Source organism: Chryseobacterium sp. Marseille-Q8038, assembly GCF_965111995.1.
Genome location: NZ_CBCOPN010000001.1, coordinates 569711 through 590007 on the forward strand (window position 1 = coordinate 569711; position 20297 = coordinate 590007).

17 protein-coding genes are annotated in these 20297 nt (G+C 43.1%); 3 read left to right on the plus strand and 14 right to left on the minus strand.

Annotation, left to right across the window (positions count from 1 at the left end):
* Positions 1-14 precede the first annotated feature (14 nt).
* Positions 15-839 (plus strand): RteC domain-containing protein, encoded by an 825-nt coding sequence (locus ACWPWS_RS02670; RefSeq protein WP_454045384.1) that lies wholly within the window; start codon positions 15-17, stop codon positions 837-839.
* Positions 840-908: 69 nt separating this feature from the next.
* On the opposite strand, the gene ACWPWS_RS02675 is transcribed toward ACWPWS_RS02670, so the two are convergent.
* From ACWPWS_RS02675 to ACWPWS_RS02735, 13 genes are all read right to left on the minus strand, one after another.
* Positions 909-6338, minus strand: a complete 5430-nt coding sequence (locus ACWPWS_RS02675) for an N-6 DNA methylase (protein ID WP_454045385.1) — start codon at positions 6336-6338, stop codon at positions 909-911.
* Positions 6325-6762 (minus strand): DUF1896 domain-containing protein, encoded by a 438-nt coding sequence (locus tag ACWPWS_RS02680; protein WP_219242978.1) that lies wholly within the window; start codon positions 6760-6762, stop codon positions 6325-6327. Before ACWPWS_RS02680 ends, ACWPWS_RS02675 begins: the two co-directional genes overlap by 14 nt.
* A gap of 125 nt (positions 6763-6887) precedes the next feature.
* Positions 6888-7769, minus strand: coding sequence for an ORF6N domain-containing protein (locus tag ACWPWS_RS02685; protein WP_454045386.1), 882 nt, complete (start codon positions 7767-7769; stop codon positions 6888-6890).
* Positions 7769-9850: a DNA topoisomerase 3 gene (locus tag ACWPWS_RS02690; RefSeq protein ID WP_454045387.1), complete on the minus strand. Its 2082-nt coding sequence runs from the start codon at positions 9848-9850 to the stop codon at positions 7769-7771. Before ACWPWS_RS02690 ends, ACWPWS_RS02685 begins: the two co-directional genes overlap by 1 nt.
* 6 nt (positions 9851-9856) lie before the next feature.
* The gene (locus tag ACWPWS_RS02695) at positions 9857-11356 is read right to left on the minus strand and encodes a DUF3945 domain-containing protein (RefSeq protein ID WP_454045388.1); all 1500 of its coding nucleotides are present in this window, start codon (positions 11354-11356) and stop codon (positions 9857-9859) included.
* A gap of 85 nt (positions 11357-11441) precedes the next feature.
* A complete protein-coding gene (locus tag ACWPWS_RS02700; RefSeq protein WP_219242982.1) occupies positions 11442-11750 on the minus strand; it encodes a helix-turn-helix domain-containing protein in 309 nt (102 codons plus the stop codon).
* A gap of 11 nt (positions 11751-11761) precedes the next feature.
* A complete protein-coding gene (locus ACWPWS_RS02705; RefSeq protein WP_454045389.1) occupies positions 11762-12145 on the minus strand; it encodes a helix-turn-helix domain-containing protein in 384 nt (127 codons plus the stop codon).
* 231 nt (positions 12146-12376) lie between these two features.
* Positions 12377-13225 carry an RteC domain-containing protein gene (locus ACWPWS_RS02710; RefSeq protein ID WP_454045390.1) on the minus strand — a complete coding sequence of 283 codons (849 nt, stop codon included), beginning with the start codon at positions 13223-13225 and terminating at the stop codon, positions 12377-12379.
* Positions 13226-13544: 319 nt separating this feature from the next.
* A complete protein-coding gene (locus tag ACWPWS_RS02715) occupies positions 13545-13997 on the minus strand; it encodes a nuclear transport factor 2 family protein (protein ID WP_454045391.1) in 453 nt (150 codons plus the stop codon).
* A complete protein-coding gene (locus ACWPWS_RS02720) occupies positions 13994-14728 on the minus strand; it encodes an SDR family NAD(P)-dependent oxidoreductase (RefSeq protein ID WP_454045392.1) in 735 nt (244 codons plus the stop codon). Before ACWPWS_RS02720 ends, ACWPWS_RS02715 begins: the two co-directional genes overlap by 4 nt.
* 8 nt (positions 14729-14736) lie before the next feature.
* Positions 14737-14955, minus strand: coding sequence for a tautomerase family protein (locus ACWPWS_RS02725; RefSeq protein ID WP_105681882.1), 219 nt, complete (start codon positions 14953-14955; stop codon positions 14737-14739).
* A 27-nt stretch (positions 14956-14982) separates the two neighbouring features.
* Positions 14983-15516 (minus strand): YceI family protein, encoded by a 534-nt coding sequence (locus tag ACWPWS_RS02730; protein WP_454045393.1) that lies wholly within the window; start codon positions 15514-15516, stop codon positions 14983-14985.
* A gap of 107 nt (positions 15517-15623) precedes the next feature.
* Positions 15624-16196, minus strand: a complete 573-nt coding sequence (locus ACWPWS_RS02735; protein WP_454045394.1) for a Crp/Fnr family transcriptional regulator — start codon at positions 16194-16196, stop codon at positions 15624-15626.
* Between the two features lie 196 nt (positions 16197-16392).
* Between ACWPWS_RS02735 and ACWPWS_RS02740 the strand changes: the two genes are divergently transcribed.
* The gene (locus tag ACWPWS_RS02740) at positions 16393-17331 is read left to right on the plus strand and encodes an SPFH domain-containing protein (RefSeq protein ID WP_105681885.1); all 939 of its coding nucleotides are present in this window, start codon (positions 16393-16395) and stop codon (positions 17329-17331) included.
* 123 nt (positions 17332-17454) lie between these two features.
* Here the strand turns inward: ACWPWS_RS02740 and ACWPWS_RS02745 are convergent, their stop codons facing one another.
* A complete protein-coding gene (locus ACWPWS_RS02745) occupies positions 17455-18069 on the minus strand; it encodes a DUF4377 domain-containing protein (RefSeq protein ID WP_454045395.1) in 615 nt (204 codons plus the stop codon).
* A gap of 135 nt (positions 18070-18204) precedes the next feature.
* On the opposite strand from ACWPWS_RS02745, the gene ACWPWS_RS02750 reads away from it, so the two are divergent.
* Positions 18205-20226 (plus strand): hypothetical protein, encoded by a 2022-nt coding sequence (locus tag ACWPWS_RS02750; protein WP_454045396.1) that lies wholly within the window; start codon positions 18205-18207, stop codon positions 20224-20226.
* Positions 20227-20297 lie beyond the last annotated feature (71 nt).

Below are 20297 nucleotides of genomic sequence, written 5' to 3' on the forward strand. Positions count from 1 at the left end.
CGCAGAATGACACGATGGATAAATTTTACAAAGAGACACTACAGGACTTGGAAACGGCAATTGGAGACTTGGAAATAGAAGTCGATTGCCCTACAAAACGGGTGGAGACTATTATAACCACTATTATAGAATACTTGTCCAAAGTAAAAGAATTTGTGTTTACAAGAGGTTTCAAAAATATGGAAGAAGAAATCCATTTTTTCAAGCACCTAAAACCTGCCATTGTAGCCAAATTAGTTTATTACAATGCCATCTACAAAATCGAAACCAAGAAACCGACCGAGGCAAAGGCAATAAAGAAATACCTTAAAGTAGAACTTAAAAAACTGAAAAGGTTCTTCAACAATAACCTTGATTTTTATAAATATTACCGAACAGGCAATTCCTCTTTGGACGACAGGTTATTCCTAAGAGCCAACCACGATATCAAGTTGTGCTTGGATACCTACTATTTCCAGTCTGACCATAATTTTTCGACCTCCCACGATTATAAGGTTGCCAAGATAATCGCTAATGATTTAATACAGGTTTATATAGAAGACCAACTTTATAATACCACCAATATAAAATCAATTGACCTGCAAAAGCTACAATGGACAGGCAGCAAAACCGCTCTTACGGAGCTGATTTACGCACTGTACCAACAGGGCGTTTTTGATAACGGCAAACGCGATATTCGGGAAATCGCCAAATATTTTGAAAGCATCTTTAATACCGAATTAGGCAATTTCTATCAAACCTTTTTAGAACTGCGCACCCGTAAAATGAACCGAACCAAATTCCTTGATTCACTTCGGGAGGGACTTATCAAAAAGATGGATGAACAGGACGAAAAGTAACCATCATAAAAATAGAAAAGCACCAACGGACTTGCAGATCCGCTGGTGCTTTTTTTGCGCCTTTTGATTTTACAGTACCCCACGGGGGAAATGAACTCCTTTGATACGGACAATTGCCTCGGAATTATCCTGTACAGGCTTTTGCTCTTTTTCCGGTTGTTGCACTTCGGTATCGCCTTCGGGCTTGATGGACAATTGTATTTTCCTTTCAACGGCAGCGAGTTCGGTTTTAAGGTCGCTCAAAGTCTGCTCTTTTTTCCATGTTCCATTAACCACTTCCTGAAGCACGGGCAAATCTTTCTGCAAATCCGCAATCTTCTTTTGTTCCTGCTCCAAAATAACGGGTATCTTTTGCAGGGCATTCAAAAAATTAAGCGATGCAATTTTGGGGTCGGTTGCCATTTTACCGTTGTTGTGCGTGTACTTGATATTGCCCTCGCCCTGAATAAAGAAACGGTTGTCCCGTTCCATAAGGCTGCTGCTGTCTTTTTGTATCACTTCCGTTTTCACTAACAACGTAAAGCCGTACAGCGTGCCGATTTCTTCGTACTGTCCCTCGGTACGGGCTTTGTCGGCAAGCCGGTTCAGCTTTGCCCCAACCTGTTTTACATCCGCATTGGGCGGCAGCCCAATAAGCTGCACAGGATTGAGTATATCGCCGTCCTTGTTTTTCTGTAGGCGTTTTTGCAGATTCCCGAGGTCGAGGCTCATGCGGTCAAAACGGGACTGCGTGCTTTCTAATGTTGCCAAACTGTCTTCCAGCCTGTATTTAGAAGTGAGTTTAGAACGGTTATGCGCCTGCCGTTCGCTTTCCAGTCCTGCAATCTGTTTTTCCAGTTTCGCCTTTTCCAAAAGGTCGGTATTGCCCGACAATATTGCCACGTATTCCGAAAAGTTCATGCCCGTTTTTTCGTCCATGCCACCCTCGTCAATGGTTCGCTTACCGAGGCTGTTGCTCTTTAACTGTTCGATAAAAACCTGCTTATTGTATAGCGTATTGAACTTGTAGCTGTCCAGCGATTTTTCAACGGCGTAGATGAAAATATCCACTTTGTTGTCGGCAAAGAATTTGGCAATCTCGTTGCCCTTGCGGATAGCCCTGCCATCCCGTTGGGCAAGGTCGCTCGGTCTCCACGGTATATCCAAGTGGTGTACGGCTACCGCACGCTTTTGGGCATTCACACCCGTACCCAGCATTTCAGTAGAACCGAACAGCACCCGTACTTTTCCCTCGTTTACGTCCTTTATCAGTTGCTTGCGCTGGTTTACGTTTTTGGCTTCCTGTATAAAGCGGATTTCATGTGCAGGGATGCCGTAGTCTTCCACCAGCTTGCGTTTGATTTCCGAGTAAATGTTCCATTCGGCAGGCTTGAACGTGCCGAGGTCAGAAAACACGAACTGCGTACCTTTCTGCGCATCGTACCTGTTGTAATATTTGGCAAGGTTGGCGGCAGCGTGCGAGGCTTTGTTGTCGGGATGGTCTTCGTAGGCACGGCTAATCATCCGCATATCCAGCGACATCTTACGGGCATAATCCGTAGCAATCAGCATCTTCGCCTTTTCTTCGCTTTCGCTCAGCGGCGGTCTGCCCAAAAGTTCGGCATTGCCCGTTTTGGCAAACTCCATCAACTTGCCGATAAAGACTTCCTGCTCCGGCGTGGGTGGTATATTGTACAGTATCTCGTTCTTTTCGGGGCGGTCTATACCAATATCCTTTGCCGTGCGGTAGTCTGTAATTTCCGAATAGAACTGCGCCAGTTCCGGTACTTTGATGAAGAAGCGGAAACGCTCTTTTGATACGATATTGTTCGCCACCGAAAATTCGTAATCGGTGGTCTTACGGGCATAAATAGCTGCCCACGCATCAAAACAGTTGATGCCCTGTTTTTCCATAGCCTGTGGGCGCAGGTATTTAAAGAGCAGGTACAGTTCGGTCAGCGAATTGCTGATGGTTGTCCCCGAAAGGAACGTTGCGCCCAGGTCTTTGCCTGTGCGTTCCTGTATGGTGCGAATGGCAAACAGCAGGTTCATCGCCTTTTGGCTCCCTGCCATATTGCCCAATCCGGCAACACGCTCATGCCTTGTGTTGAACATGAGGTTTTTAAAGCGGTGGCTTTCGTCCACGAAAATATGGTCGATACCCATCATCTTGAAGTCCACTACATCGTCCTTACGGGTTTCGATGTCATGCTCCAGTGTTTTTAAACGAACCTCCAAATTCTGCTTACGGACAATGACCCCTTTGAGCATTCCCCTTGAAACTTCCTTGCCCTGCGCCTGTAAAGCGGCAAGGTTGTCTTCCACGCTGTCCAGTTCCGACTGCAAAATCTGTTTCTGCATTTCGGGCGACTGCGGTATCATCCCGAACTGGTCATGGGTCAGAATAATACAGTCCCAATCGTTGTTTTTTATATCCCCGAAGATGCGCAGACGTTTACTTGGGGTAAAGTCTTCCTTGCCCGGATATAAAATCTTGGCATGGGGATAGGCTTTGCGGTAGGTTTCGGCTATCTCATGCACGTTGGCTTTCAGCCCCATGATTATCGGTTTGTGCGCCAGCCCCAAACGTTTCATTTCCTGCGCTGCGGTACACATGATGAGCGTTTTTCCAACCCCCACTTCGTGGTCGCAGATAGCACCGCCGTTCATCTTAATCATCCAAACGGCATCCTTTTGGCTGGCGTAGAGGTCTTCGATGCCTAATGCTTTCCGGTCAAGCCCCGGAAAGTCCTGATGACTGCCGTCATACTGCGGACGGACAAAACAGTTAAAGGTATTGTTGTAGCGGTCGGTCAGCCTTTGTTTGAACTCATCGTTCTGCGCAAAGAGCCAGTCCGAAAATTCCTTGCGTATCTCGTCAATCTTGCTGTTCGCCATCTGAATGGCTTCCATGTCCCGAACCTTGACCTCTTTATCATCAATCACAACCTTTTTGGTAATGTCGGGCGTGGTATTGATAAGGGCGTGTTTCAGCAGGTTGATGCCGTCAAACGTCCGGCTTTCGGACTTAACGGCATATTTTTCCGTGATATGGATATTCTTGCGGTCGCAGTGGATGGAGAAATCATCGGAACTTTCGGCATAGTGGATGCGGACTTCGGCATCGAACAGGTTGGAGGCAAAACGGTTGTAGATACCCGTAGGTATCCAGCGTTCGCCGAGGTTAAAATCCAGTTCGTCAAATTCAATCCTGCGGGGCTTGGCGGCTTCGAGTGCTTTCAGGCTTTCGGCAGTCTCCTTGTCCTCCGCTTGTTCGGCAAGGTAAGCCCGTACTTCCGAAGCCTTTTCCACTACGTTCCCTGAAATCCATCTTTCGGCAATCTCGTATTCCTTTTGTACAGGATTGTAAAAGATACGGCCATGCAGCGCATCTTTTAAATCCTCGCCCGACATTCCGCTGATTTCCGACATATAGCCGAGGTCAACGGTTCCGTACTTGTTGAGCGATGCCGCCAACGCTTCATCGGGATTGTCCGTTGCCAGCGTTGTGGTCGAAAAACTTACGGGCTGGTGGAATATATCCGCCTTATGGACAACACCGCCTACCACACGTTCCAAAAAGGGCATTTCCTTTCCTGCGCTGTCCGTCTTGATGATTTTGATATTGTCGGCACTGTTCAGGTTGCCGTATCTTTTTACGAAGTCGTCATACAGTCGGTTCAGCGTTTCCCGTTCGGGCTTGTGTTCGCTGTGCAGTTCTGCTTCTTTGGTATAAAGAAACTGGTAGGCATCCCTCAACCCGATATAGGCTGCGGTTCTTGCTTTTTGGTTAGGCGGTAATTGTAAGGGATGGAACATTGCCCGTTGTCCTGCTTCGTCCACTTCCCGTAGGTAGCCGACAAAACCGTTGTCCACGGCAAGGCAGTCCTCACGGTGGAACGCCTGTAAAACTTTGCCGTACAAAGCAGGTTCGGGCAGGCTGTTGGACACCGCTGGAGCGGCAGGCTGCGTGTTTTCGTTCAGTCCCGAAAAGAGGTCGCCGATAATTTTCGGTGTTTTGTCTATCCCCGTATTTTCGGTAACGCTTCGGTTGGTAACAGGAGGCGTATAGGGTTGCCGCATCGCCGAGCTGAACAGGTCGGGCTGGCGGCTGACCGTGCCACGTCTCCTTTTAGTGGTCTGCCTTTGGGGACTTACCACTTTCTTTGGTGGGGCAAGCACCGCCACGGGTTCGTCTACACTTTCAAAAAGGTCGAAAATACTTAGCTGCTTTAGTTCCTGTGGAGGTCCCTTTACAATGGTTGCTGCTGCAAAACTTGGACGTTCGGATTGGACAATCACAGGCTCAATGACCGGAGGTGCGGGCGTTGGTACAAACGGAATTTGCACCGTAGGTTCATCGTTCCGTTCGCCTCTGTACAAATCTAAATTCAGGTTTCTGCCAAAATCATCGGAAAGCATCTGTTTTAAATCCTTTGCGATGCCCTCAACACCGTATTTGTGGGTATAAATCAAAGCAGGTTGCCCGTAGGGGTCGGTGTCCAGTTTGCTGTCGGTATGCACAATCCTCTCACTGTCCCGAAAAAGCGCATTGCCCGATGTGTTATACTCGGTCGGACTGCTTTGGCAAAACAGGTCTTCCGCTTCGGTAAAACCTTGTTTTGCCGTGTTCTTTTGTAGGATAATCAGGTCGCTGCCCACTTCCGTACCTGCGTAGTCGGTAAAGAGATTGTTGGGCAAACGGATTGCCGACACCAGACTGTTGTTTTCCATCAAAGCCCTGCGTATCGGTTCGTTCTTCGGGCTGTTGAGGATGCCCTGCGAAGTGATAAAAGCCAATACACCGCCCTCACGGAGCATATCGGTGCCTTTCAGGAAAAAGTAGTTGTGGATGCTTCGGGCAGCCTGTATTTTGGCAGGGTCTTTACCCCGTGAATAGGAAAGGTCAAATACGGACGTATCGCCAAACGGAATGTTGCTGGCTACCACGTCATACGAATTTTGTTCCCTTTCGTGGATTTCCTCAAAACCACCGATACGGATATTGCTGTCGGGATAGAGTTGCTTCAATACCTTTCCGGTCAGCAAATCCTTTTCAAAGGCGGTAACATTTGCCTGTTGGTTCGCCGAAAACGACTGCACGAACGAGCCGATACCTGCCGAGGGTTCCAAAAATTTGCCGATGTTCAGCCCTTTGTCCCGAAGCGTGGAGGAAATAGCATCAATAACCTTTGGCGGTGTATAGAATGCCGTAAGTACCGAACTGCGCATACTGTCCACGTACTGACGGTACTGCCTTTCGTCCGTGGCGTTTTCCCTTAGTAATCGGTGCAGTTCCTGTGTGATAGGAAACAGGTCGTGTTCCGTTTTGCGCCAATTGTTGATGTCGATGGGATTTTCAACGGGGTTCAGTACGAACTTCAGACCGCCAAATCCGCTGTATTGCATCATTAGCAGCCTTTCGCCCACGGTGGCTTGTCGTTTCTCCTTTTCCAGCTTAAAGGCAATCCGCAGGGCATCAATGTTCTGTTGGAGGTGCTGGCGTTTATTGAAGCCCATTTTCCTCTATCCATATGGCAATGGTTCCGGTCAGTTCGGTATAGAGCTGGTCATATTCATACCCGTAGGCGAAATCATCGGTTAGTTCATATTGTGTAAAAACAGGTTCGCACACGGCGAACATTTTAAGGGCGAACGGGCGCAGTTCCTCGTCCGCCATGATGGTGTCGAACTCGTTGCAGACCACTTGGAAAATTGTGTCGAACTTGGAAAAGTACAGGTTCTCAAACAGGATATAATCGGCGTAATGTTCGCATTGCTCGATGGGGTTTCCTGCAAGGAATGCACCCTCATAGGCATTGGCAGCCCACTTGGAACGCTGCTCGACAAATTTGTGGTCGTGTGCCAGTTCGGGAAAGCTGGTGTTCAGCAGTTCCTGTAACCGTAACGAGAAATAAGAGAGCTCTTTTTGCTGTGTACTCATATTGATTTTGTTTAGAAATTTTATGTTGCTGCTAAAATATTACGGTAGCAGAAAGCCATCCCAAAAGCGGTTTGGATTGGCTTTGGGTGGCAGTCTATGACCGAGTAAGGGGTGTTTTCGGTGGGTTAAACGGCGTTCAGAAAACTTAGCATTTTGCCTGTTTCTGCGCTCATTTTTGAAAAAGCAAACCATTTCTTGCCCAAGTCCTTTAAGGATGCGCCGATGTGGTAAAGTTCCGTGCCGTCAATTATCAGGAAACGGTCGTGGGCATGGGCGAATGTGTGGATATGGATAGCCGGATATTGGCTGTTGTAGCGTTGCAAATCCAGTTGTAACTGGTTGCTGATACTTTTGGTGTATATAGTGGCAGATACGGACTGTCCACGCTTGCCGAGCAGCGTAAGCACCGTATCGTCCACATAATTATCGATAAGAATAATTGACCGCTCCGCACTTCGGATAATATCGGCAACAAAGGTGTAGGCATCGAATATCTGCCCGTCATAGAAAATCCCTTTTTCGCTGTGGAGTTTATCGCTTTCCAATGCCTTAAAGATTTCCTCAATCTTTTGGTCGGTTTCCAACTGCTTCACTTCGACTTTATCGAGCCGATGGAACAGCGAAGCGTTACTGATGAGCATTCGGCGCATTTCTACAAAGGCATCCATAATCTCAATACTCACTTTTACGGCGACTTCCGAACGCAGGACAGCGGACAACATGGCAATGCCCTGTTCGCCGAAAGCATAGGGCAGATAACGCCGTCCGCCGTAGTTCAAACTTGAGGTTCCAATTTGGCACCTCAAGTTTTCTGCTTCTTCTTCCGTCAATTGGAAACAGAACGATAGAGGAAAACGCTCAATATTTCTTTTTACCGCTCTGTTGAGGTTTTTGGTTTCCACGCCATACAAAGTGGCAAGGTCGCTGTCCAGCATCACTTGTCTGCCCCGTATCGTGTATATCAGGCTTTGGATTTCCTGCGGTATTATCGTTGACTTATTTTCCATCACTTCTTAAAGTTTTTGCTTTTCTCAAATTCAAAGGCAGTATCGCCGTTGTCTTTCATCATAATGTAGGCATCGAACGTTTTACCAGCCTTGCTTTTCATGCCTTTGATTAGGCTGGTCTTTCCTTTGTTCACAAGGCTTGTGATTTCGGCAACGCTCAACTGTACACCGCAGATATTTCGGAACTGCAACCAGCCACAAACCTCATCGGGGCATTTGGCAACCTTGTCCCGAATGAGCAGCTTTTGGGCTTTGCATTTGGGGCAGGTCAGTTCGGGCTGGCTTTCGTTTGCAATATGGATAGCCAGCAGTTCCTGCGTAACGGACGAAGCGTAGGCTTGCATGGAATGGTGGAAGTCCGAAGCAGATGCTTCGTTGCTCTCAATTTTCTGCAACGCCATTTCCCATTCGGCAGTCATGGCAACATCGGCAATCCGTTTGTCCTTTACCGCTTCATAAACCTGCAATCCCTTATCGGTCGGGATAAGCGACTTCTTTTCCCGTTTGATATAATCCCGTTTAAAAAGGGTTTCGATAATGGCGGCTCTTGTGGCTGGTGTACCGATGCCGATGCCTTGCAGGGCTTTCCGTTCGTCCTCGTTTTCCACTTCTTTTCCGGCATTTTCCATTGCCGACAGCAGACCAGCTTCCGTGTAAAGCACGGGCGGTTTGGTTTTCTTTTCCAATACAGTGGCTTCCTTGATTTTCAGTTCATCGCCGACTTTCAGTTCGGGCAATTCCTGTACAGGTTCGCTATCTTCTTCGGTAAAGTTACCTTTGATATCACGCCAGCCAGCTTCGAGGATTTTGCAGCCTTTCAAAGAAAATTCATAATGTAAAACCTCCAAATTAACATCGGTTATCTCTTTGGAGCAAGCTTGCGAAAGGGCTTCCAGTAAACGCAAAGCAACCATATCGTAAATCGCTTCTTCTTTTGCTGGTAACGCTGACGGGATTTTTTCGGTAATCAGCAGACCGTGGTGGTCGGTTACTTTTACATCGTTCACGATACGCTTGTTAAAACGACCCCATTTCAGTTTGCCGACCGCTTCCTTGCAGGAGGGCTTTGCTTCCAACGACCTTACCAAAGCAGGTATCTCCGCCCAAATATCTTCGGGAATATATTTGCTTCCGGTTCGTGGATAAGTAATGAATTTCTGCTCGTACAGGCTTTGGGCAATGTTCAAGGTTTCTTCTGCGGAAAAACCTAATTTCTTGTTGGCTTCTTTCTGCAATCCCGTTAAATCGAACAGCAACGGTGGTTGTTCCAAAACGTTTTTGGTTTCTACCGCCGTAACGCTGGCGGTTCCGGCACGCTGAACGGATTTAAGGATTTCGTCTGCCCGTTTCTTGTCGTCCCATTTGGTTTTGGAAAGGCTCTTGAAGTCCACAAATTCTTTGCGGTGCTGCAATTGTATCTGCCAATACTTCTGCACGCTAAAGTTTCTGTTTTCCAAATACCGCTTGCAGATAAGGGCGAGCGTTGGCGTTTGCACCCGCCCCAGCGAATACACGCCACGACCTGCAATGCTCAACGCCTGCGAGGCGTTGATGCCCACCAGCCAGTCGGCTTGGCTACGTCCTTGTCCGGCTTGGTACAGACCGTCAAAATAGCTGCCTGCTTTGAGGTTCTCAAAGCCCTGTTTGATGGCTTTCTCCGTCAGTGAACTAATCCACAAACGCTGGAAAGGTTTACTGCATTTCAGATACTCGTAAATGTAGCGAAAGATGAGTTCGCCCTCACGTCCGGCATCGGTGGCCACGATAATGCTATCGCAGCGACCGATGACCTGCTCAATGGTTTTCAACTGTTTGACCGCTCCGCTGTCGGGAACGTAGGATTTTTCCTTTTTTACCTTTCGCACGGTAAGCACAAAAGGATTGGGTAAAATGGGCAGGGCTTCCCGTTGGAAACCGTTAATCCCATAATCTTCGGGCATTGCCAGTCCGACAAGATGCCCGAACGCCCATGTAACCTGATAGCCGTTGCCTGTCAGGTAGCCGTCCTTTTTCTCGGTGGCTCCCAACAGGGCTGCTATCTCACGGGCTACGCTTGGTTTTTCTGCGATAACTGCTTTCATAATAAATTATATTTTTCTGCCTCTTGATTTAGCCGGAGCTTTGGGCGCATCCTCCTGTTGTTGCTGTTTTTTGTTGTCGGGTGCTTGCTGCTTCGGTTTCAAAGGCTCGTTGATATGTTTGGTTGCTTCGTTGGTCTTTCCCTCGGAATTGACGGCGACCTGTGTTTTATTGGCTTCTGCAGGCTGGATTTTGTCTTTCAGCTTGTCGGGATTAGTAAAAGAAAAAGCGGCTTTGCCCGTTTCCTTGTTGAGCGTGATATATCCCTGATATTTTTCGCCTTTCTTGTCAATCAAGCCATCCACGTAAACCGTCTGTCCCTCTTTGAATTTGTTGTATTGCTGGTCGGTTAGTTCTTTGCCCCTGAATGTTCTCGGCACATCCTGCGATTGACCCTGCGCCGTGGTCTGCTGGTTTTGGGACTGTTTGTTGTTATTGCCTCGGTCAAAAAGATACTCGATATAGCGTTTGTCCGCATTATATTGGACATTAGTGGCAAAGGCTTCCCCCTTTTTGGAAATCATATCCTCCAAATAGAGCGGTTTTCCCTCCAACAAAGTTTGCTTTTGTTCTTCGTTCAGTTTTACGCCTTTAATCTCATCGGGTATTTTTATCCAGTCTGTTCGTAGGGCGATAACCTCATTGGTCAGCTTGTCTATACTGATAATGGACGGGATTTTTTCGCCTGTTTTCGGATTGGTCAAATCTACCACACGCCCCATGTTTCCGCTGGCAAGTAGATTTTCCTTGTCCTCTTTACTAAACTCGTGACCGAAAAAAGCGGTGTTGAGGTTCGGTTCCTTGCGTACCCCGTGGATGGCAAGCACGGTATTCCCGTTAGCATCCGATTGCAGTCCAAGCCGTGCTTCCGAACGGATAACGGCTGTACCAAAGTTTACGCTGATGGGCATAAGGATATTGGTTTTGTAGCCTTTCAAAAGCGTATCCATTACGCCAGCTTTTTCGAGCCGCTCCTTGCTCAATCCCAAATCGTTCAACGTTTTCCAGTCGATGTCTTCAGCTTTGAAACGATTATCGTTTGCTGGGGCTGTAGCCTGTGATGTTTCGGGCTTCGCCTGTGTTTCCTGTGAAGTTTCCATATCTTTTTTGTTTTCCTGTTGTTGCTCCTTTGGTTCTTTTACCTCATGTTTTGCCATGACCGCTTCGCCCTCTTTGGTAGGAGCATCCACCTGTTTCTGCATTTCTTTGGCGGTTTCCACCGCATCCGGTGCAGCAACTTTGAAGAAGGAAAAACGGGTCGGGTCTTTTAGCTGCCGCCAAAAGTTGGAGAAGAAGTTGGAGAATAAATCGCCGCTCTTGTCCACTCGCATGAATTGGCTTTGGTTCTTTTTGTTGGCATCAACGGTTTTCAGGTTGCCGTTTTCATCGACACCTGTAACGGCTTGGATTTTCTTTTTCTCCTTGTCCATGACCAGCAGCACATCCGAAAGCTGTTCGGGATAGGTCTGCGGATTTTGTTGCGCTTGTTCTGTTGTCTGTTCGTCCATTGTAATTATATTTTAAATGTTATCGCCCGAATGTAATAGAAGCAGATATGGCAGAACCGTATCTGTCCTTGCGTGGCGTTGTTTGTCACTTGTTGTCCTTGGTACGTTGCAGGGGAACGTTGAAACTCTCCCGAACGAACTGATGTACGTCCGATAATTTGTAGTACAGTTTTCCGCTGATGGTATAATAGGGCAGCTTGCCCGATGAACGGTAGCGTTGCAGCGAACGGTGGCTGATTTTGAGCATCAATAGCAGGTCTTGGTTGTCCAGCAGTTCTTCGCCGTCAATGGTATTGCGCTGTTTCTGTATGTCCCTAAGATGCTCTTTCAGAATGTCGAAACGCTGCATGATACGCTCCATCCATGCGATAAATTCTATTTTGTCGATATTCATAGCAGTACGTTTTATTCGTTTCCTTTATTTAGTTTCCGTGCCTTTTGGATATAGCTTTTGCCTTTCTCCATGAGTTCCTCCACAAAGGCATCGTTGCTCTGAATGGCATTGGCGTTTAGCATATCCTTGATGGCTCCGATGGTGTAGTAGTATTGCCCATAAATTCTGGAATAGGCGATTTCTCCTTTGGTGCGCATACGCCAAAGGGTCTTTTCGCTGATGTGCAGGTACTGGCATACTTCATGGTTGTTGAGCCAAAGGCTGTCGTAGCTGGTATCATCCAGTTTTTGGATGTACTCGTTGATGGATTTGATGCGTTCGTTCAGCAACTTCCAATCTTCTTCAGGTATCGTTATGATTTTCATTGTACAAGATTTTAAATGTTTACGGTACAAAATTGGAGCGTTTGGCGCAGGCTGTCTTCCGATACGTGTCTATCAAAAAGGCACTTTTTTTATATTTTTTGCAATTGGCTAAAAGCCTTGTTTTATAAGGGTTTAAGGATTTTGGGTAGAAAATTAGGCTTCCGATACAGGCGATGTGTCTATATACACATATAGGCAAAGGGGCAAAAAAAGAACAGCACCGATAAAGATGCTGTTCTGCTAAACGAAAAAAGACAACTATTAACCGTTGTCTTCTTTGTCCATATATTCTTCCAAACTGTATTTCAGTTGGTCTAAGAACAATGTCCGTGAACCTGCACGGGTTTTCATCCGATGGAAACTGTTGTGGATGTCCGTGAGCGAAATACGGAAAAGGATTTGGAACACCATACTGATTTTGCGGATACCTAATTTGCCATGTGAAAGGGCATCGGCAGCATGGAGCGCATAAATGAGTTCGATAAGTGCGTTCTTTGTCTGTGTCCAAAAAATATCTTTTGCATCGGCATTCTGCAATAGTACATCGGGTGTTTGTTCAGGGTTCAGTTTCGTCGTGAGGTAATTGTAGATAAGTTCGTTGGCGATAATTTTGGCGACTTTGTAGTCGAAGTAGGTAGAGAATTTGGGGTCAATCTCAAAAACGAAGCTGTTCAGTCCATCGTAATAATTGATATTTCCCAGCGAATAATAATGTTCGTCACGGTCGGTTCTACCGGAGCGGTAGTATCTGTAAAAGTCCGAGTTGCAGATATGTTCCTTGTATTCCTGCTGCAATCCCCGTAATTGCAGGGCAAAGTAATTTTGGTAGAAGTGTCCGTTTTCCGCAGGGCAGGCTGTTTCAATCCGATAGACCTTATTGTAGTAAATGAGTTTACCGAGAATATTTGGCTTAATCTGCTTGAAAAAACGGATTTCTTCTGCTTTATTGGCAAAGCCCTCTTTGATAATGTCCTCTTTGACATTATGCAGAAGCTCTTGGAGATAAACAGTCATTCTGTATGCCTCATCAATAAAATTAGGAGCCTCGGCAGATAGCTTTCTTTCCTGTTTTTGGATTTCTGCTATAATAGTGTGTAATGGTTGTTTCATAGCCGACGATTTTAATTACACCATAACTATTCTCATACAAAGGTTAACCTTAGTAATGAATATTTTCCCTGATATAACCCGAACTTCGGGAAGATTTTTTGCTACACCACACAAAATACAGGTATGAAAAAAGGGCGATAAAATCGCCCAACTGACCTGTATTTTTTTTATATTTGCTACTGATTTACAAGGAAATCAAGTGAAGATGAATGCAGTAAGCACCATTACTAAATCGTTACCTCCAACGATTGCCTTTCTCATAAACCGCTAATTATAAGCGATATTTAGCGTTTCTGTTATTTTTAGTTAAAAATTTGAATTAAAGATGTACGTTGGTTAATGTCTTGTTAATGATGAACCACTTTCCGTCTATGTGATTGAAAGTTATGAAATTATAATAATTAAAATCATACATTCTGACCTGTAATTTTGCAACAGCAATCGAATTAATGACCTCAATAGAAAGAATTATTGCTTTAAAATCTTTTCCGGATTTCTGTGGGCTTACACGGTTTCCGACTCCTTCAATATATTGTTCTGCAGTTTTGAAATACGGAACTCCATCAACATCTCCGAAAAGCAAAGCGCCTTTATAGAATGCTTTTTTAAGAAGTTCAGTATTCCCTTCATAAATTCCTTTGAAATAATAATTCTCTATGACATTTCTTATTTCGGTTTCTGGGGTTGGGTAGGTTTTCATATCCTTTACATTTTGTGCATGGCCGCTCAACGGAAAGCTGAACAGCCATGCTATAATTAATGATAGTTTCATGATAAATGATGTCCGGCACCCATTCCTCCATCAACATTGATGATGGCACCGGAAATTAATTTGTTTTTGGCGATAGCATGAATCATCTGAGCGACTTCTTCAGGCTCACCAATGCGGTTAATCAGGTGTATTCCTGCATTATTGTCAAGATCCGCACCATGCATCGGAGTTCTTATTAATCCCGGAGCAACCGTATTAACTCTGATATTATCTTTTCCAAACTCTGCCGCCAGCTGTAAAGTAAGAGCATGAATCGCTCCTTTGCTTGAAATAGGTGCTGTAGAAGGAGATTCTGCAATCGCATGATATACCAATGGCGTTCCTACATTGATAACCACTCCGTCTTTTTGCCTGATCATCTGAGGAATGACAGCCTGCGTTGTGAAGAACGTTCCCTTTAAATTTGTTGTTAAAAATCGGTCCAGATAATCTTCAGTGACTTCCAGAAAGGGTTTGTTCTCATAAATTCCTGCATTATTGATAAGAACGTCAATGGAACCAAACCTTTCAAGGGCTGTCTGCACCAATACTTCTCCCGTTGACTTTTCTGAAACATTTCCGGCCACCATGGCCAGATGGTCTCCGGCTCCCAGTTCATGATAGACTTCTTCTAATTTGGATGCTGTTTGTGAATTGATGATTAAATTATCACCTCTGTCCAGAAAATAACGTGCTGTTTCTAGCCCTATTCCTGAAGAGGCTCCTGTTATAATTATGGTTTGCTTTTTCATTTTTACGCTTATTTTTTTACTGTTGAAAATCCCTGTTCTTTTAACACTGAAACCTGTTCTCCGGCATATCCCCAGTTATCATCTTCAATTTCGTTAATCACGATATGGGTTAAATGAGGATCCTTATTCAAAACCGAAGTGACTGCTTCACTGATTTTTCTGATTAATTGTTGTTTGGTTTCGCGGGTAAGATCTTCGCGAAGCACCTCTACTTTTATAAATGGCATAATGGTAATTTTTTAAGTTGAATAGAATTAATAAGCTTCTGCAACAAGATGAATGTTTAAATCAAAATTGTTGTAGATCAAAGTGTCTCCAAGATTGGTGAAGAAATTAGAGGATCTGAATTTGATATTGAATTTCGTTCTGTCGACTATGATTTTGGTTTTTAAAACAGTCGTATCGTTTGTTGTTATAATATGCAGGCTGGTCTCGATAGGATGGGTAATCCCTTTTATGGTAAGATCTCCTTTTACATAATAAAGGTTTTCATCACCAGGTTCAGCGTGAGTGATTTCGAAGTAGGCTTCAGGAAACATTTCAGAATTAAAAAAATCATCAGAAGCCAGATGATTGGCAAATTGAGTATTGGTTTCAGCATCCTCGATATCAAGGATTTTGATGCTTCGGGTATCTATTGTGAATTTTCCTGATAAAGATTTTTCCTCTCCTAATGTAAAGTTTCCTTCTTTTACATTGATTGTACCGTTGTGAGCTCCGGTTACTTTTCTTCCGATCCAGTTGATGGTACTGTTTCCGGCATTGACTTTAAAATTTTTTGTGTCCATTTTTATGGGGTTTAAATATTGACACAAAGTTCAGTCGATCGAAAGAAAAAGTTACGTGATGTACCTCACAAAATAGAGGAGGAGATCAATCATTGTAAAGATGTGAATTATTGGTGCAGTCTGCTCAAAGTTTCTCTGGTTACCCCAAGATAAGAAGCAATCAGATGCTTTGGTACCAGATTGTACAATTGAGGATACATGGATAAAAGCTCCTGATACCGGAATTTGGCATCGTTATTCATAAAAGAAAGCAGACGTTTCTGTACAGCAACATATCCTTTGTTGGTTCTCCATCGGAAAAAATGTTCAACCTCGTGAATTTCATTGCAGATTTTTTCTCTGTCTTCATTGGAAATAGAGAGTATTGTTGCGTTGGTGATACAATCTACATTGATAGTAGCCCTTGTTTTGTTATAAAGTGCATCAAAATCGGTAACCCACCAGGTCGGCATAGCAAACTGGAGAATAAACATTTTCATGCTGTCATTAAGATAAAAAGCTTTTAAACAGCCTTCAAGCACAAAATATTCATGGTTTACAAAGTCACCCTCCAGGATCAGGCTTTGTCCTTTCTTTAAAGTAATCAGATTAAAATGGCCAAAAACATAATCCAGCTGCTCGTCTGTGAGCGTCGTAAATTTTGAAATGTGATCTTTTAATATTTCTTTAGAATTAACCATGATGAGGAATGAATATTCAAAAGTAAGTCTTTTTCAGAATAATTTTAATTTAAATAATGCGATACTTCCGATGTTTGATTTCCTGAAGATGATCCCCTAAGTTTTAAATTTATTTTTCATATATTTAAACAAACACCAGTAAAAATGTTTTTAACAAAACAGGATTTATTGCGACACATTAGAAAAACTTAAAACTATGGGTATATATTTAGCGCCCGTTATTTTCTTCGGGCTTATCATTTTATTTGCTTCGTTTTTTGTTGTTAAACAGGAAACTGCAGCTATTATTGAACGTTTCGGAAAATTTCGGGGTGTAAAACATTCAGGGCTTCATCTTAAACTGCCCATCATAGATCAGATTGCGAAAAGACTGAATTTGAGAATTCAGCAGCTGGACGTAATGATTGATACGAAAACACTGGATAACGTTTTCATCAAAATGAAAATTTCTGTTCAGTACCAGGTGATCCGAAGCCAGGTAGGAGATGCTTATTATCGTTTGGAAAATCCGGAAAATCAAATTACTTCATTTGTATTCGATGTAGTGCGTGCTGAGGTTCCGAAACTGAAACTGGACGATGTTTTTGTAAGAAAAGACGATGTAGCAATTGCGGTGAAAAGTGAACTTCAGGAAGCGATGAACAGCTACGGGTATGATATTATCAAAGCGCTGGTAACAGATATTGATCCTGATGAGCAGGTAAAACATGCCATGAACAGAATTAATGCGGCAGAAAGAGAAAAAACAGCTGCAGAATATGAATCAGAAGCACAGAGAATCCGAATTGTAGCCGTTGCAAAAGCAGAAGCAGAATCTAAAAAACTTCAGGGACAAGGGATTGCAGACCAAAGAAGAGAAATTGCAAAAGGACTTGAAGAGTCTGTAAGAATGCTGAATAATGTGGATATCAATTCTCATGAAGCATCAGCGCTTATCGTGGTAACACAGCACTATGATACGTTGCACTCGGTGGGAGCAAGCAACAGAAGTAGTCTTGTACTTCTTCCCAATTCGCCTACTGCAGCCAGCGGAATGCTGAATGATCTGGTTGTAGCCATGACAACCGCCAATACAGTAGGAGAGACTACCAAAGGAAAATATCCTGATCCACCTCAGAAAGAAACCGGATTTTAAGATAGAAAGGAAATATATAATTGTTAACTTTTCCGGATTGACCAAAAGTAACTTCTGACTTCATTCTTCCAGCTTCCAACATAAAAAAAAGTTCCTGAAATTTTCAGGAACTTTTTTTATTAATTATTTCTTCGTTTTAGAAACTTGTTCTACCAATGTATATTTAATTGAAGAGGCGTCTGCCGGAGGGTTTTCGACTTTTTCTGTTTTTACTTTTAAAACATATTCGTAACCCGGTTCATAAGTAAATCCTTCAATACTGCTGTAGAAATTAGTCCAGTTTTCAGAAGCATTTTCTTTTACCTGCATACATTTCATACGGCCTGCTCCTGCAGAACAGTCTACGGTTTGTGGCCCTACGATAATTGTTTTTTCATTAGCTGCCAGTTCTTTCTTTTTTGTTTTAGAAACCTGTTTTACCAATGTGTATTTTATGGAAGATCCATCAGCTGGCGGATTGGCAATTTTTTCTGTTTTTACTTTTAAAACATATTCATATCCCGGTTCATAAGTAAATCCTTCGATATTGCTGTAGAAATTGGTCCAGCTTGAGGAAGCGTTTTCTTTTACCTGCAGACATTTCATAGGAGCTACGCCTGTACAATCTGCCGTCTGTGGTCCTACGATGAATGTTTTTTCATCACCTGCGGATGCATTGGCTGTGGTTGTACATTGCGTCATTGCAAATAATGCTAATGCGGGTACAGTCCCCTTTAGAATTGTTGCTATACTTTTCATAAACTTGATTTTTTCCCCATACCTCGCAATTACTATGCCGAAATTGTAGTACTTCTGCTATTGCTTTTTATTTTTTTAATCGTTTAATTTGAATTTCTTAAACACTAACCACAAAACATAATTCTTATAATAAATATGGAAAATCAAATGCAAGTTGAAAATTACAGGATTCAAAAACCTGAAATGTGGGCAGGAAATATCGGGGATGAGGAAATAAAAAACCGAATCAAAGACTCCGAATTTGCCAAGAGACAAATTGATGAAGGTCGTGATTACTGCTATTTTTTAGACAAAAAATACTATACAAGCAATAAAGAAAACAGTGAATATGTCTGTATGGCATATACCCTGAACGAACCTGGAAACCTTGAAAGAGCCTCGGTTTCTGATGTCATTGTGGAAGAGAATGAAGTGTATCAGATTCACAGAATCAGTGTGTTGAGAGACGGAGTATTGATTGATAAGATTCCGGATACTAAAATTAAAGTTCTTGACAGTGAGAATCAAAGTAGTGGAGGAGTTTTGAGCAGCAATAAAAAGATCAATATTACCATCAAAGATCTCAGACTGTATGATGTACTGATTCTGGAAGATTCAAGAATTAAAGAATTCACAGACCGTGATTTTCTAAGAAAGGAATTCTCAAAATACGTTTGGGTAAGTCCTGATAATTACTGGGCTTATGGCCGCTTTACATTCACTTTTATCAACGAACGTGAACAGACTATTGCCTACAAAAAAACATTTTTCAGAGACGAACAGGGCCATGTTCTTGAGCCGGAAACGAGCTTCCTGAAAAAAGGAGAAAGGTTTGTTATTGAAGAACAGAATTATATCAATCCTGTAGATTCTGGACGTGAAATTTTTCCTTATATAGATTTCGCTACAGACAGTAACTGGAAAGATCTTTCCAACTATATTGTACCCATCTATGAGGAGATTTTCAATGCATCTTCTTTACAGGATTTTGCACCGAATCTGGTTGAAAAACTGGACGCCATAGCTGATCAGGATGAAAAACTGCAGTTTGCGATAGAATATGTGCAGAACCACATCTATTATATTTTCAATGCTGATGAAATGAATGGGCATAAGCCGCAGGAGCCGTCAGTAACCTATGAAAATAAACAGGGTGACTGTAAAGCAAAATCCGTTCTGTTAAAAGTAATCCTTGATTATATAGGAGTAGATGCCTCTGTTGTACTGGTGAATTTTAATACCGATTATTATATTAAATATTATCTGCCATCATTGCTAAACTTTAACCATGTTGTCGTAAAAGTGAACTATAAAGGCGAAGAGTATTTTATTGATGCTACTATCCGTGATGAATTCGGACTGATTGAAAACAGAGGATTTATGTATTTTATGCATTATCTGGAAGTGAAAAAAGATCAGGAACTGCAGGTAAGGAAATCTTATAAATTCCCTTATTTCTGTATTGATGAAAAAGTAGATCTGAATGCACAGGGAAATACCGGAAATCTTACGTTGTCAACTACTTACAAAGGAAGCAGAGCCAATGCGATGAGAAGGTATTTTAAAAGTACCAATAAAAGAGAAATTATAGATACCTGGAACAGTTTCCTTTTCTATGCGCTTAATTATTCAGGAGACAGAAATGGTACTGATGTCAGAAATGTATTCAAAGATGCTGCAATTGATGTGGTAAGTGATGATAAAAGGCTGAATGAAGTTAAGATTCAATATACAGCTGTTGTTGAGAATCCATATTTTGTAGATCCTCAGAAAAACCGTTTTCTGATGTACTTTGATCGAAATGTAGTGAAGGCAGGCGCAAGAGACTTTATGCACAAAGATTTACCATTCTGGCATAATTTCGATAGTGAGAAATATGAAATCAATCTGCATACAGATCAGAAAATTGATACGGAAGAAAAATATACCATTCAGGAAAGTACCATTACAAATCCATATTTTGACTATAAAAGCCGTAAAAAAGTACATAAAAACGGGGCAAGTGTATCTATAGAATACCACCCTCTGGTCAATCTTGAGATTCCGCAAAATGAGTTTGAACAGTTCAGAACTGACCATCATACTGTTGCAGACAGTAATTTCGGACTGGGAATAGACATTATTGAGCCAGGACTGATGAATATGCTTAAATTCAGCTTTAAGAAGAAATTTAAATAAAACTTTAAATTCAAAGTTCAAAATTTAAGGTTCAAAGTTTAAAGTTTCAGCGGGCGGCGAAGCCGCCGCTG